The sequence below is a fragment of the Chloroflexota bacterium genome, from assembly GCA_014360825.1.
In the GTDB taxonomy this organism is placed as follows: domain Bacteria; phylum Chloroflexota; class Anaerolineae; order UBA2200; family JACIWT01; genus JACIWT01.
Genome location: JACIWT010000002.1, coordinates 250,843 through 266,236 on the forward strand (window position 1 = coordinate 250,843; position 15,394 = coordinate 266,236).

General features: G+C 56.7%; 10 protein-coding genes. 7 read left to right on the forward strand and 3 right to left on the reverse strand.

Annotated features, from left to right (window positions below; translation table 11 throughout):
* Nucleotides 1–8: 8 nt before the first annotated feature.
* The 7 genes from H5T64_02455 to H5T64_02485 all read left to right on the forward strand — a co-directional run bounded on the left by H5T64_02455 (nt 9) and on the right by H5T64_02485 (nt 11,052).
* The gene (locus tag H5T64_02455; GenBank protein ID MBC7263201.1) at nt 9–1,751 is read left to right on the forward strand and encodes a hypothetical protein; all 1,743 of its coding nucleotides are present in this window, start codon (nt 9–11) and stop codon (nt 1,749–1,751) included.
* A complete protein-coding gene (gene ilvD, locus H5T64_02460) occupies nt 1,748–3,421 on the forward strand; it encodes a dihydroxy-acid dehydratase (GenBank protein MBC7263202.1) in 1,674 nt (557 codons plus the stop codon). The genes H5T64_02455 and ilvD overlap by 4 nt, the downstream gene beginning before the upstream one ends.
* Before the next feature lie 184 nt (nt 3,422–3,605).
* Nucleotides 3,606–5,504 carry an aldehyde ferredoxin oxidoreductase family protein gene (locus tag H5T64_02465; GenBank protein ID MBC7263203.1) on the forward strand — a complete coding sequence of 633 codons (1,899 nt, stop codon included), beginning with the start codon at nt 3,606–3,608 and terminating at the stop codon, nt 5,502–5,504.
* A 170-nt stretch (nt 5,505–5,674) separates the two neighbouring features.
* Nucleotides 5,675–5,956: a MoaD/ThiS family protein gene (locus H5T64_02470; GenBank protein ID MBC7263204.1), complete on the forward strand. Its 282-nt coding sequence runs from the start codon at nt 5,675–5,677 to the stop codon at nt 5,954–5,956.
* A gap of 45 nt (nt 5,957–6,001) precedes the next feature.
* The gene (locus tag H5T64_02475) at nt 6,002–6,769 is read left to right on the forward strand and encodes an SDR family oxidoreductase (protein MBC7263205.1); all 768 of its coding nucleotides are present in this window, start codon (nt 6,002–6,004) and stop codon (nt 6,767–6,769) included.
* A gap of 86 nt (nt 6,770–6,855) precedes the next feature.
* Nucleotides 6,856–7,848, forward strand: coding sequence for a hypothetical protein (locus tag H5T64_02480; GenBank protein ID MBC7263206.1), 993 nt, complete (start codon nt 6,856–6,858; stop codon nt 7,846–7,848).
* Between the two features lie 447 nt (nt 7,849–8,295).
* Nucleotides 8,296–11,052 (forward strand): calcium-translocating P-type ATPase, SERCA-type, encoded by a 2,757-nt coding sequence (locus H5T64_02485; GenBank protein ID MBC7263207.1) that lies wholly within the window; start codon nt 8,296–8,298, stop codon nt 11,050–11,052.
* 78 nt (nt 11,053–11,130) lie between these two features.
* Here H5T64_02485 and H5T64_02490 read toward each other — a convergent pair whose 3' ends face one another.
* From H5T64_02490 to H5T64_02500, 3 genes are all read right to left on the reverse strand, one after another.
* Entirely contained in the window at nt 11,131–12,006 is an 876-nt protein-coding gene (locus tag H5T64_02490) for an energy-coupling factor transporter transmembrane protein EcfT (protein ID MBC7263208.1), read from the reverse strand.
* On the reverse strand, nt 12,007–12,891 hold the full coding sequence (locus H5T64_02495) for an ECF transporter S component (protein MBC7263209.1): 885 nt from the start codon (nt 12,889–12,891) through the stop codon (nt 12,007–12,009).
* 64 nt (nt 12,892–12,955) lie between these two features.
* A complete protein-coding gene (locus H5T64_02500; protein MBC7263210.1) occupies nt 12,956–14,581 on the reverse strand; it encodes an ABC transporter ATP-binding protein in 1,626 nt (541 codons plus the stop codon).
* Nucleotides 14,582–15,394 lie beyond the last annotated feature (813 nt).

The following is a 15,394-nucleotide window of genomic DNA, read 5'->3' on the forward strand; positions in this document are numbered from 1 at the left end:
GTGATTTGGTGGAAGCGATAGAAGCCATTCTACGGGAAGCAAAAAGGGTCCTTCCCCCGTGGGATGAAGTGTCTGCTGAAGCCCGTGAACGAGCCGAAAACATCGAAATAGGCCAGACGCTCTTCTTGAGGAAACACGGGGTGGCTTCGGAAGCAGATTACAAGAGGCGGGCAAAACAGCAAGGCAAGATAATGCTCCATGCCCATATCGGCCTGAACAGCTGGGAAGAGACCAAGATAGCCTTGCTCTATCTGGATGACGAAATGTCGAAGAGGGGCTTGGAAATAGACAGATTCGGCCTATGCCTCGATCGAGTGATGGCTTATCCGCCAGAGATGCGCGATTCTGTTCTGCGTGAAACCGGCCCCCAGTTAAAGTCCCTCGAGGATTGGATAGAAGTGGGGCAGGTTGTGCCTATGCAACCCCATGCGGGGGATTTTATGATCGGCTTTCCTGCCTCCATGATCAATACCGAGAACGCGCTGCGGGCAGGAATCACCACCATAGGAAACCTGTCTCAGTATTTCGCACATGGCCTTCCGGCTTGGACAGACGAAGTGACGACGACTCTCGAGACAGCGAAGGCCCTGTCGGTTATGGGCAGACTTAAAGATAAAGGGACGTTGGTTCATTCCTATCTCGATGATGGATTCGGCTCACTTTTCAATGACTACGCCGATGTGGTAGGGTGGGCGTATTTAGAGAAATACATAGTGGAGGATCTTTTTGGTGCGAAATTAGCCCATTGTTTCGGAGGGGTTACCGCTGACCCGCTGATGAGAGTGGCTTGGGTAATGATCATCAAAGAGATCCACGGCGAGGACTGTTTGGGTTCCATGTGGTATGGCGATACCATTTCCTTCAGCGAGGACTTTGACAAGAACCTGGGCCTTAACGCCGAGTACCTGCTCTGGGATATGGTCGCCCAATTGGTCTGCCCCACTGGCCATGCTATGGTCCCGTTGCCGGTCACGGAAGCAGTGCGGATCCCCTCCGCCAAGGAGATCCTGCAAGTTCACGTTTTCGCCCGGCGTGTCGAAGAGTCTGCGCGCCGCTTAGCGCCCCATCTCGACCTCACGAAGGCGGAGAGAATACGAGATAGATTGATCGAGTCTGGAAGAGGCGTGTTCGAGCGCGCTCTTTCAGGCCTACAGGCACAGGGGGTGGACATCCGGAATCCGCTGGAGACGCTTTTTGTGCTAAAGAAGATGGGTGCGGAGAGGTTCGAACGAGAATACGGCGCAGGTGTCCCAGATTCCACTTGGCCACGAGGCAGAAAACCGGTGCAACTCACGGATATGTTTGCGCGGACTTACGGATTGAGCCAGACCATCGCTCGGGATCTGCCGAGAGTGAGGCGAGGGGGCAAGGTCGTGTTGGCTTCTACGGATGTGCACGAGCACGCGCTCTTCATAATCCAAAAGGCTCTCGCCGCCATGGGTCTATCACCTATAATGGCTGGCCCAGAAAAGCACCCCGCTGAGATCGTGAAAATCGCATCCATCGAGTGGGCAGACGCAATCGTAGTGGGTACATACAATGGTATGGCGCTCGAGGTAGGGAAGACACTGCGCGGTGCACTGGATGAAGTAGGGTTGAAGGTGCCGGTCTTTATGGGCGGAAAGTTGAATCAAGTGGTTGAGGGCAAAGCGCTCCCGGTAGATGTTTCTGCCGAGATAGCGGCACTGGGCTTGATTCCTTGTCAGACAATTCAGGAACTGCTCGACAAATTGGGAGAGAAGTTCAGATGACACAAGGAGATAGTTTCGTCGGCCCACAGGCCGCACATCGGCGACAGATCTACAAGGGTGCCGGTTATGCGCATGACGACTTCGGCAAGCCGCACATCGGGGTGGCAAATGCGTGGACGGAGGCATCGCCAGCCCACATGCACCTCAGAGAATTGGCCGAGTGTGTCAAGGCAGGGATCTGGCAAGCAGGAGGAGTCCCGTTCGAGTTCGGCGTTTTCGCCACCTGTGGAAATATCGCGGTTGGTACAGAGAATATGAAGTATGAACTCGCCATCCGAGATGTTCTGGCTGCCTCAGTTGAGATCATGTCCAGGGTGCATCTCTTTGACGGCCTGGTCTTGCTTGCCTCGTGTGATAACATCATCCCCGGGTTGCTGATGGGAGCAGCGAGGGTCAACCTCCCCTCGATCATGGTCTCCGGCGGTCCCATGCTCGCGGGCGAATGGCGAAAGGGCACCGTGCTGCCCCCCGATGTGAATGAAGCCGTTTTCGGTGCGCTTCCTCTTGGTCTCATCAGCGAGCAGGAATTGCTCGAGATGGAGAACTGCGCTTGTCCAGGGGCAGGAGCCTGCCCAGTAATGGGAACGGCTAACACCATGCAGATCTTGACCGAGGCTATGGGAATGGCGCTCTCTGGCTCAGCGACTATCCCTGCTATTATGGCGGGTAGGCGCCGGGTGGCTCGAGAGTCTGGTCAGAAGATTGTGGAGTTGGTGAAGGCAGGTATCCGACCTTCCGACATCCTCGATGAGAGGGCTCTCCGAAACGCTATCGTTGTGAACGCGGCCATTGGCGGATCGACGAATGCACCCCTGCACATTATGAGCATAGGCAGGGAGTTTGGCATCGAGATAGAGTTGGAGTTGTTTGATGAGATCAGCAGGAAGACCCCGCTTTTGGCCTCGGTGGTTCCCAATGGTCCGCATACGGTGATTGATTTTTACAAAGCAGGCGGAGTTCCTGCCTTGTTGAAGGAACTGGGCGATTTGATAGATTTGAGCGCTCTGACCGTCAATGCACGCACCATCGGCGAAAATATTCGGGGCGTTCACGGCAGTCGTGGCGAGGCGATTGCCCGTCGGGATAAGCCAGTGCAACCAGAGGGAGGGTTTGCAGTGCTCAGGGGAAACATAGCCCCGCACGGTGCAATCGTTCGCACATCTGCTATCAAGCCGGAGATGCTAGTACACAGGGGGCCGGCAAAGACCTTCAACAATGACCAGGATGCATGGGAGGCAATTGTGCAGGGCAGGATACAACCGGGCGACGTCATCGTGGTGCGCTATGAGGGACCGAAGGGCGCTCCGGGGATGAAAGAGGTGATGCTATCCACCGATGCCCTGTACCGGATCGGCCTCGAGGGGTCGGTGGGGCTGATCACGGATGGTCGCTTCTCCGGGTTCAATCGCGGCCCAATTGTGGGACATGTTTCCCCGGAAGCCATGGAGGGTGGCACGATCGCTGTCATCGAGGATGGCGATGTGATTGAGATAGACATCCCTGCTCGGAAATTGAATGTGGCACTCTCAGAGGACGAGATCCAACGGCGGCTAAGAAATTGGCAGCATCCAGAGCCTAAGACGAAGAAGGGGTTCCTGGCGATCTACGCTCAGATGGCATTGCCAGCCCATCAGGGGGCTGCAATGCAGAGATGGGACTTCTCTACATAGATTTTTGGGTGAATGGGCGGAATGAAAAAGTTATCTGCCCCCAGAAACACCCCATTGGGCCCTAGGAAGGAGGATCTTATCGGACAAGTCGAGTAAACAGGGGTGCGTTTTCGAACCAAGGGAGCGACGCAGATAAAGAGCATGAGGCTGTCAAGAAACTTCCAAAATCCAGTGGAGGGGCAAAATGCTTGGATATATGGGAAAGATTCTGCGGGTCAACCTGACAGATAAAAGGATAACCGAGGAGGAGTTAGAAGAAGGTGTCGCCAGACAATTTCTCGGCGGCAGGGGCCTGGGTGCGAAGATCCTGTTTGACGAACTCAAGCCCGGCATTGATCCCCTTGGACCCGAAAACAAGTTGGTTGTGGCAGCGGGTGTCGTCACCGGTATACCGTTCGGCGGGAACTGCCGGTACGTGATCATGGCGAAGTCCCCGTTGACAGGCATCTGGGGAGAGGCAAATGCGAGTGGCTTCTTTGGGCCGGAACTGAGATTCGCGGGTTTTGATGCGCTCGTGGTGGAGGGCAAGTCTGAAAAGCCGGTTTACCTATGGATTCACGATGGAGAGGCGGAGATTCGAGATGCGAGCCACCTGTGGGGCAAAATTACCGGAGATACCGAAGGCCTGATACGGGAAGAGTTGCAAGATAGTAAGGTCCGGATCGCCTCCATAGGGCCTGGCGGCGAGAACCTGGTTCGATTCGCGTGCGTATTGAGCGACATTCACCACGCGAATGGCAGAAGCGGTATGGGCGCGGTAATGGGCTCCAAAAAATTAAAGGCAATCGCAGTCCGTGGCACTCAGAAGATACCGTTGGCGGACAGCGGGAGGGTCTTGGAATTGGCCAAACGGGCCAACAAAGAAGTCTGGGAGGGTGCATACGGTGATCTCCTCCACAAATACGGGAGCGATGGCGATCTGGATGATCTCCATGCCACGGGTCGCCTGCCAACCAAGAACTTCCGGCGGTGCACCTTTGAAGGGTACGAGAACCTAACTGGCGAAACCATGGCGGAAACCATTCTGGTCAGGCGAGACCCCTGCTTTGCGTGCCCTGTATCGTGTAACCAGGTCGTCGCGGCAAAAGAACCGTATGTGGTTGATCCAGCCTATGGCGGGCCAGAATACGAGACGGCTGCTGCCCTGGGTTCTCTGTGTATGAACGACAACCTCGTGGTCCTGGCGAAAGCGAACGAACTTTGCAACAAGTACTCCATAGATACGATCTCAACTGGCGTAAGCATTGCCTTCGCCATGGAGTGTTATGAGAAAGGCCTGATTACTAAAGAAGACACCGGAGGGCTGGACCTCACCTGGGGGAGTGACGAGGCCATCATTCAACTGATTGAGAAGATTGCCAGACGAGAGGGCATTGGGGATCTCTTAGCCGAAGGGGTGAAGAGGGCGGCTGAAAAAATAGGCAGGGGCGCCGGTGAATTTGCAATGCATATTAAAGGGCAAGAGGTGCCCATGCATGAACCAAGAGGAAAGAAAGGCGTGGGATTAGCGTACGCCATTTCCAACCGGGGTGCTTGCCACTTGCAGGCCGAGCACGATGACTTCTTCGAAGACGAGGCTTGGTTGTTCCCCGAAATAGGCTTGGACCAGACAGTACACAGGCTGGATATGGGCAAGGACAAAGCCAGAATGGTCAAGGTTTTGGGGGACTTCAAGGCCCTGTACGATAGTCTCTCGGTGTGTATGTACGCATCGTGGCCAGAGGGCGGCGTGAAGCCACACACCATCAGGGACATCGTGGCAGCAGCAACGGGATGGGATGTCACGATGACCGAACTGATGCTCGTTGGGGAGAGAGCCTTTAACTTGTGCAGGGCGTTCAACGTTCGCGAGGGGATCTCGAGGAAGGACGATGTGCTGCCAGCCAGGCTGATGGAGCCCCTGCCAGAAGGTCTATACAGTGGCGAGGCCATACCGCAAGATGCCTTTGACAAAATGCTGGATTACTACTATGAGTTCCGGGGGTGGGATAAAGGGACTGGAATTCCGACGAGAGAAAGGCTCGAAAATCTGGGATTAGGTTATGTAGCAGAGGAGTTGGGTGCCTTAGGGCTGCTGAAATAGAGGGGCAAGTTGCATAAACGGATAGCGTGCTTTCAGATGCGGAATCTCTATGACGGAGATTCCGCATCTCACTACCCTTTTGGTCCCAAAGGGTGTCTGGGGTCCTCTGAGTAGGTGTGCGTCGAGCGTTGCTATCGCAAATGCTGGAAAGATAAGAGGTGATTCCGCTTATGAAAGTGAAGGTCGAGTTCTGTTGTGGATTGGCTCTGCGTCTGAGCAGAGAAAAGGCAGCACTCATCGAGGTGAGCGATGATGCCACTTTGCGCGATGTCTCCAAGGCTCTCGCGGAAAGGTTCCCCGCTTTTCTAGGCCCGCTCATCGTTCCAGAGACGTATGATTTGGTCAAGCCCCACTTCTTCAATGTGAACGGGCAGCGCGTCGCGCAGAGTTTAGATATCAAAGTCAAGGACAACGAACGCCTTTTGTTGATGTCCCCTGTCGCAGGGGGGTAGAATTTCAGGAGAGGGAACAAGGGAGAAAGTGGGGTGTTATAGAGAATGAAATTGCAGGATAGGGTGGCGCTTATATCCGGGGGCAATTCAGGTATTGGCCGGGCCACAGCCGTGCTCTTCGCCAAAGAGGGAGCCCGAGTGAGTATTGTGGCACGTGATGAGACGCGGGGTAGTCAGACGTTGGAGGAGATTGCAAAGAGCGGTGGACAAGCCATCTTCCTTGCCTGTGACATCCGGAAAGCCGGGGATTGCCAGAAAGCCGTAGAGCGCACAATCGAGGCCTTTGGCCGCCTCGACATCCTCGTTAATAACGCCGGCGTGATCTATCCGGGCAAAACCGTGGTAGATACTACGGAAGAAGAGTGGGATCGCACAATGGAGGTCAATGTAAAAGGCGCTTACTTGATGTCCAGATATGCCATCCCTTGGATGGTGAAGAATGGCGGCGGGGTCATCATAAATACGGCTTCCGTCTGGGGGTTAGTGGGTGGTAAGGGGGCAGCCGCCTACTGTGCTTCCAAAGGAGCGATGGTGCTCCTCACAAAGGCCATGGCCTTGGATCATGCCAGCCAGAATATCCGCGTGAACTGTATCTGCCCTGGCAGTGTGGACACGCCGATGTTGAGACAGGAGATGGAAGAATTAGGGGGCGTTGAGAAACTTCGCCCTGTATTCGAGTCTAAACACCCACTGGGCCGTATCTGCACACCTGAAGAGGTAGCCAAAGCAGCCCTTTACCTGGCTTCCGATGACTCAACCTTTGTTACCGGGTGTTCTTTGGTTATCGATGGTGGCCGTACCGCAGGTGGATGACGCCTTTTAGAAGTTAGAGACCACGCGGTTGTGGCGAGTCCCTCTATGTGCACAGCGTCCTCTGTGATCTTAGGAGGTGTTCTGAGATGAAACTCCGTGTGCTGACGCAAGCCGATGTAAAGCAGGCCATCTCTATGCCCCAGGCCATCGAGGCGGTGAAAAGGGCTTTCGCCCAATTATCGGCTGGCCGCGCCAATGTGCCCCTGCGCACCCAACTAGCCGTGCCAAAGCACAATGGAGTGGCCATCTTTATGCCCGCCTATCTGGAAGAGACCGATTCCATGGCCGTGAAGATCGTCTCCGTCTTCCCAGGTAATGTGGATATGGGGTTGCCCACCATCCACGCCTTGGTCATCGTGGTGGATACAGCCACCGGCCAGCCAATCGCAGCTATGGATGCCACCTATCTGACCGCCTTGCGCACCGGAGCCGCCTCCGGTGTAGCCACCGACCTTCTGGCCCGCCGCGATGCCAGCCGAGTGGCCATCTTCGGCACGGGGACACAGGGTCGCACCCAACTGCAGGGAGTGTGCGAAGTCCGCGACATCACCCGAGTCTGGGTCTACGACCGGGTTCGCCATAGGGCCGAGCAATACGCGGCAGAAATGAAATGCCGGGGCGGGCGGATCCCCGCCGATATTATCGTGGCCGATTCCCCCGCCGAAGCGGTGGCCGAAGCGGACATTATCTGTACGGCCACCACCTCTACCACCCCTGTCTTCAGCGATGCCCACCTAAAGCCGGGTGTGCACATCAACGGCATCGGTTCCTACAACCCTCAAATGCAAGAAGTGGATGAAGCCACCGTCGCCAGGGCCAAGATCGTGGTGGATTCCCGTTTGGCCTGCTTGGCCGAGACCGGAGATCTCGTCATCCCCATAAGCAAAGGACTCATTTCTGAGAAAGACGTTCACGCTGAGTTAGGCGAGATCATCTTGGGATGGAAGCCTGGGCGCGAGAAAGAGGATGAGGTAACCTTTTTCAAATCGGTGGGCAATGCGGTCCAAGATGTTGCGGTGGCTCAGGTGGCCCTTTCGGTCGCGGACGAGAGGGGGCTGGGCATTCAAGTAGAGTTGTGAGGCTCAGCGAAGCAATTTGGGAAGTTCTCCTCGGCTCTATCGCGAACTAATGGGCATTCTCAAACACCCCTGGCAGACCTCAAACCTGTAACCCCATTGTTCACAGCGTGGCGCTCTACCCCCGATGAGCTGGAATGCTCTGTGACACCCATTTAACTGGACGATGATCGTATCGTTCAGGAGGATTGTCGTCCAATTGTCCGCTTTTTGTCTGGTTCCCGACCGATTCCTGTCAGGCAAGAAACGCTCATTGGGTTATAATAAAGGGAATTGAGCCTCTGGGTTCTCCAAACGCTTTTGATATATGAACCCTTTTGGCACATTTATGCCTCCGTATTATAATTGCGCTCGTGATCGGCAGCGCGGATGTACGCATAGGCTGGGCTGCCGACTTTCACGTGGAATGATAGCGAAACGACACTATGGTGCTAAGCAGAGTGGCTAGCGATGAGGGAACATATCTGGCATGCTAAGAAAGTCCGTGAAGTCCTCGATCATTGGGGAGTAGACCCCCAACAGGGTCTGGACTCAGAAACTGCCCGGACACGGCTGGCGGAATGGGGCCCCAACCTCCTTCAGGCAAAGGCGAAGGCCAGCCCCTTAGAACAATTCGTTCGTCAGTTTACGGATTTCATTGTATTGGTGCTCATTGGTGCGGCCCTCCTCTCCGGGCCCCTGCTTGGGGAGTGGACCGATGCCATCGCCATTTTGGCCATCGTGTTTCTCAATGCCACGCTGGGCTTCATCCAGGAATACCGTGCTGAGCGCGCCTTGGAGGCCCTGAAAGAGTTGACTGCCCCGATGGCCACTGTCCTACGTCAAGGCGAGACCACAACCATCCCGGCCAAAGAGGTAGTCCCCGGCGATATCATTCTCCTGGAAACAGGTTCCCTGGTCCCGGCGGATGCACGGCTAATAGAAGCCCATAACCTACGTACCAACGAGTCCTCGCTGACCGGGGAGTCCACGCCAGTGGAGAAAGTGGCCAACGAAACCCTGGATGAACAAACGCCCCTGGGCGACCGCCGCAATATGGTCCACTCCAGCACCGTTGTTGTGTATGGCAAGGGTCGTGCCGTCGTCACAGCCACGGGGATGAACACGGAACTGGGCAAGATTGCCGGGATGTTGCAGGAAATCGGCGAGGAACAGACGCCCCTGCAGCAAGAACTGGACCGAGTGGGCAAATTGCTGGTTTATGGCTGCCTGACCATCGTAGCAGTGGTCTTTGGGTTGGGGCTCATACACCAAGAACCCCCGCTGGAGATGTTCCTGGTAGCGATCAGCCTGGCGGTGGCCGCGATTCCAGAGGGCCTGCCAGCAGTGGTTACGATTGCCCTGGCCTTGGGTGTGCAGCGCATGGTGAAGCGCAACGCCCTGGTTCGCCGGCTGCCATCGGTGGAGACGCTGGGCGCGGCCACCGTGATCTGCGCCGATAAGACGGGCACACTCACCGAGAACAAGATGACTGTCCGCCAGGTGGTTACAGCCAACCACAACATCTACGTCACGGGCGAAGGCTATATGCCAGAAGGGCGTTTTGAGGTGGACTCCGGGCCCTTGAGCGTTGACCACTGTGATCTCCAACTCGTCCTCAAGATCGGGGCTCTGTGCAACAACGCCGAACTGAAAGCGCCAAGCAGCGGTGGCGACTGGACCGTACGTGGTGACCCGACCGAAGCCGCCCTGCTCGTCTCGGCTGCCAAGGCCCATATCTCCCTATCGGCATTAGAACATGACTATCCGTTTGTGGAAGAGATACCCTTCGATGCACGGCGCAAGCGGATGACCATTGTGCGAGCGGTGAGCGATGACCAAAACGCGCCTCCAGACGTAAATTGTCAGGCCCTCTCCAAAGGAAGGCGTGTGGCCTTTGTCAAAGGCGCGCCAGATCTCGTGTTGGAGTTGTGCACCCACATTTACGTGGACGGCAAGGTCGAAAGGCTGTCTGACCGAAAACGGCAACAACTTCTGGAGACCAATAGCCAATTGGCTGGTCAGGCGTTGCGCCTATTGGCCATGGCCTATCGGCCATTGGATAGCGACGGCCCTTACACCGCCGAGAATATCGAGCGGGATTTGATTTTCGCCGGGATGCAGGCCATGATAGACCCACCGCGTAGTGAAGCCAAAGCAGCCGTGGACAAATGCAAGCGGGCTGGCATCGAAGTGGTGATGATCACTGGCGACCATCGTAACACGGCCGTTGCCATTGCCCGTGAGTTGGGCCTCTACAAAGAGGGTGATCTGGCGCTCACCGGGGCAGATTTGGACAAAATCGGCGATTCAGAACTCGAACAGATAATAGAGCGCGTCCGCGTCTACGCCCGCGTGTCGCCGGAACACAAATTGCGCATTGTGCGGGCTTGGAAAGCGCGAGGCCACATCGTCGCTATGACCGGCGATGGCGTGAACGATGCCCCGGCCCTGAAGGAATCCGACATCGGCATCGCCATGGGGATCACGGGGACGGATGTGTCAAAAGAGTCTTCGGATATGATACTGGCCGACGACAACTTTGCTTCTATTGTGGCCGCAATCGAAGAGGGGCGGGCCATCTTCGATAATATCCGCCGGTTCATCCATTACCTGCTCTCCTGCAATATCGGCGAGGTGATGACCCTTTTCGTGTCCTCGCTGATCCCTGGATTTCCATTGCCCCTCTTGCCCATCCAGATCCTGTGGATCAACCTGGCGACGGACAGCGTGCCCGCCTTGGCATTGGGTGTGGAACCGGCCGAGCCCGGTATTATGGAGCGGCCACCCCGCCCGGCCCGAGAGACCATCATCACCAGGGGGATTGCCAGCGTGATGGGGTTCCAGGGGTTGCTGATCGGCCTGCTGACTCTGGGAGCCTTCGCCATCGAGTATTATCTGGTCGGTGGCGGGGTGGAGCGGGCGCGGGTGATGGCCTTTTCCGCAACCATCTTCGCGCAGAACCTGCACGCTTTCAACTGTCGTAGCCAGCGACATTCGCTGTTACGGCTTGGGCCATTTTCCAACCCTTGGCTGGTTGTGGCATTCCTTCTGGTGGTCATCAGCGAGATGGCCATCATCTACCTGCCCTTCTTCCAGCCGGTTTTCGCCACGATGCCCCTCTCGCTCCAAGACTGGGGGATCGTGATCGGACTGGGTAGTATCCCCCTGATAGTGATGGAGGCAGTGAAGTTATTGCGAGCATGGCGCGAGAAGAGAAGGTGCTGAAATTGTTGTCTACCCAACAAAAAGCCGGAGCCAACGCCCCGGCTTTTTGTCTTTGTGATGGTGCTTCCCTTGACCCGCCTACGTTCTTGCCATCTGCAATAACCACTCTGGCACCCAGAACTTGCCCCATCCCAGAATGCTCAGCGCCGTAGAGAGCAGGAAGATGCCCACGCTGATGGCGATGAGGATTTTGTCGCGGCGCTGGTAGGTGAGTTGATGTAGCCAGGTGCGGCGTGCCACGCCAAAGGCTCGCAGGTCCATAGCGTCGGCTATCTCCTCGCCGCCGACGATGGCACCGATAGTTACCGGCACAATGAGTGGGGCAAGTTTGCGAATCTGGCTCACGATGCCCCCCTCGAGGCGCTCCAGTTCGTACCCGCGTGCCTTCTGGGCATCGAGGGTGATCGAGAAGTCACGGCCCAGTGTGGGTACGAAGCGGAAAGCCAGGTCGGTGGCGTAGGCAAATTTGTCGGGCAAGCCCAGGCCGCGGAAGGTGACACCGTAGAGCCGGGGGTCCACAGTGTAGGGAATGATGATAGCCAGTCCGCTGATGGCCAGCATACGCGTCATCTGGCTGAGGCCGAACATGACGCGCTCGGCGGTGACGGGGAAATTGATCTCGCGCCCGAGAATGGGGAGGGTGAAAGAGGGGAGATAGAAGAGCACGTGCTCCTCGGTATAAACACCGGTCCCCCCTCTTCCAGTCACGAACGCGAGCAGGGTCAGGAAGGTGATGAACCCCCCAACCAGAATCCATACCCGCCGGGTTTCACGAAAGGTGAGCCTAGCCAGCACGAACTGGCCCAAGGAGACGGCCAGGAAAAGCAACATCACCCGCAGGTCCCAGAACTGGATGATCGAGAACAGCATACACAGCATGAAGATGAGACGGGCCCGAGGGTCCAGTTTCTGGATGATGGTATTCCGTTCCCGATATCTCCAGGTGACCAGCATTTACCGGCCCGTCCTCTGAGCGACAGCGAAATAGGCCACCAGCAAGATGGGCAACAGGATGACCATATTGAGGATGTTCGGCACCGCTGCGGGCATGAACTCGCCGATGACTGCGGTCATCAGGCTGTAGCCGTTGATCCAGATGTCGGCGATAGCGGCGAAGCCGATGCCGATGATCACCCCCAGCGCGCCCCATACCTCTGCGGCGGCTACATCCAGGTGGAAGCGTTCCAACAGGAAGCGGCCTGCGATTATCAGCACGCCGGCGATGACGGCTGCCCAAGACCAGAAACTGAAGTCCTCGATCTCGCCTGTCCAGGGGCCGATCACCTTTGGATTGATGAACACGAGTGCCGCGAAGATGGCCAGCAGGACGATGGTGACGACGGTCAGCGTGTTCAGGCTGCGCTTCTTGTCAGCGAAGAGGAGGACCAAACCGGGGACAAAGCCCATCAGGCCGTTGCCCATGTCCCAGGCCGGATAGACACCCCAGCCGCTGAGGAAGTCACCCAGGATATTGCCAGCCGCGCCGGTGAAGAAGCCCACCACCGGGCCAAAAATATACCCGAAGAAGATGGGGATCACCACCGCCGGGCGCAGGGCTACTTGGCTGACGGACGGCATAGGGATGGTGTTGAAGACCCAGCAGAAAACCCCATAAAGCGCGGCGCCGAGAGCCATGTAAACCACCTGGCGGGTTCCAACCTCCCAGGCTTTATTGTCCGCCGTGGCGAAGTAAATGATGAAGATGAGCACCGCACCAATGGCCACGAAGACGGCCCACATGATCCCCTGGAGTTGGCCTCCCGAAGCGATATTGACGAGAAGCATGAGGGCAATGAGCAAAACGAAGACGGCCACCCAGGTCAATAATTTGTTCTGCATCTCCATTCTCCTTTCTTGATTTTATTTGGTTTGACCCCGCCACCCTCCACGCGGAGTTAAGCCACTACGTTCCGGAGCAGCGAGCCAGCGCTTCGGCGCGCATGAATCGTCCCGTGCGTCCCAGTGCTTCCAGATTGGCTTGCAGGAGCGATGTCGGATACAAGTGACATTCTCTTAACAGTTCGGGATCCGAAAGCACCTCCTCCGGCTTCCCGTCGCCGACGATGCGTCCCTCATCCATGAGGACCACCCGGTTGGCGTAACTGACCGCCAAATCGAGGTCATGGGTGATGAAAAGAATAGCCGAGAAGTAAGGCAATCGCAGGATACAATCCATGAATTCCATGTAATTGCGGTAATCCTGTCCGGCGGTAGGCTCATCCATTGCCAGTATGCGCGAGCGCATAGCCAAGATCGCAGCGATGCTAACCCGCTTCTGCTGGCCGAAACTGAGGGCCAGGGGCGGGTAGTTCTCCAGTCCCCTCAGGTTCAGGGTGCGCACCGCCTCCGCCACGCCCTCCTCGATGTCCTGCGCGCTGTAGCCCAAGTTGCGCGGACCGAAAGCCAGTTCTTCTCGCACCGTCGGCGCGAAGAGCATGTGGCTGGGGCTCTGGAAGACGTAGCCCAGGGTGCGCGCCAGTTGCGCCGTGCTCGTCTGGCGCGTATCCTGCCCGGCCACGATGACCTGACCCACGGTGGGCTTCAGCAAGCCGATGGCATGTTTCACCAGTGTGGTCTTGCCCGCGCCATTGGGGCCGAGGATGGCGAGCACGTCGCCGGAACGGATGGTGAGGTTGATATCGCGCAGGGCAGTGAGACCATCTTGATAGGCGAAGGTAACGTTGTCAAACACGACCAATGGCTCGCCCGCGCTGACTTGGGCAGTAAAGGCTGCGGCGGATTCCATCTCGGACTCGATTTCCTTGGCCTTCTCCATCACCAGCGGCGCAGGCAACTTCACCTCACCGTATTCGACGGCGCGGGCGAAGCCGTCCAGGTCACCGAAGTAGCGCTGCTGGCCTTGCACCAGAAAGAGCGCCTTGTCGGGTCTGATGGAGAGCACATCCTCGACGCGGTGCTCGATGATGATGATCGTGCGCCCCTCGTCGGCCAAGCGGCGTATCATCGCCAACGCCTCGTGGGCACTGAATGGATCGAGGTTGGCGAGCGGCTCGTCGAGGAGGAGGATGGAGGGTCGCATGGCAAGCGTGCCGGCAATGGCGACCTTTTGCTTCTCGCCGCCGGAGAGGTAGAACGTCTCGCGGTCGCGCAGGTGGTCAATGCGCAGATAGTCCAGCGTTTCCTCGACGGTATCTATGATCTTCTCGCGGGGCCAGCCCAGATTTTCCAGCCCGAAAGCCACTTCATCGAGCACGCAACTGCCCATGATCTGCTTCTCGGGGTCCTGGAGCACCGTGCCGACGATGCGGGAGATATCGGCTAATTTCATGCTGGTAGTCTCTTGACCGTAGAGGAGGACGCGACCGCGGAGGTCGCCCTTGTAACTGCGGGGGATGAGGCCGTTGATGCAGCGCATCAGGGTGGTCTTGCCGCAGCCGCTGGCCCCGGCCACCAGCAATATCTCGCCGGGCCAGAGTTCAAACGAGATGTCCTGGATGGCCTGGTCGAGGCGAGTGTGATAGCGAAAGGACAGATTCTCGACAATAACAGCAGGTGTATCTGTGGCCAACTGGTTTCCCTCGATCCCGTGCAGGGCCCGGTAGGAACGTCAGGATCATCGTGGCCGAAAAATCAGTACAAATTCTCTTCACAAATCCTCTTACATCATAACCGAAGCCGCCGAAAAGGTCAAGAGGAAGTGTCGGCGTCGCCCCCGGCGGTGCCCCACAGTCCTTCAAACTCCAGCAATAGCCATCCCAGGAATCAAGACATTTGTTGGAATCGCAAACATCGGCCGCCTTAACACAAACTCCTGGTGAATCACAAGTCCCGTTGCTGCAGGAACTGGTAGCGCCAGTCAGCCTTGCTCCCGACTGAACCGCCCCTGCCACCCGACAGCATTTCTTATAATGCGCCCCCGCCGTCCCGCAGGCCGAAAGATCCCCGGTACAAATACCGGGAGCGATGTCTCCATCCGCATCATAATCACAGGATGCCCCTGGCCTATAACACTCATCACAGCGGTCAGCCGTATTACACGAAGCATACTCCCACTCCCATTTCCAAGAGTACCGCCTTTCGCTTCCGGTTCGGCAGCAAATCGGCCAGGCATAACTCCAGGCGGGTACAGCCCCACAATTTGAGGAACCACAACAAAATGCTGGGGGTTTATCCTCCTCGGGGCAGCAAGTTGGACGGCAACCCCCTTGGTCACTACAGGCAAGGTTGGCATTACAAACAGTGCCAGTACAAGTATTAGCAGCAGAAACCTGGTCAGGAAAGGCTAAGAAGCAGAAAAAGGCAACAAGACTGATTAAAAGAACCTTTCTTTTCATAAATCTAAAATTCAAAATTTTTATTTGAAAGTTCTATCTCCTTTCCA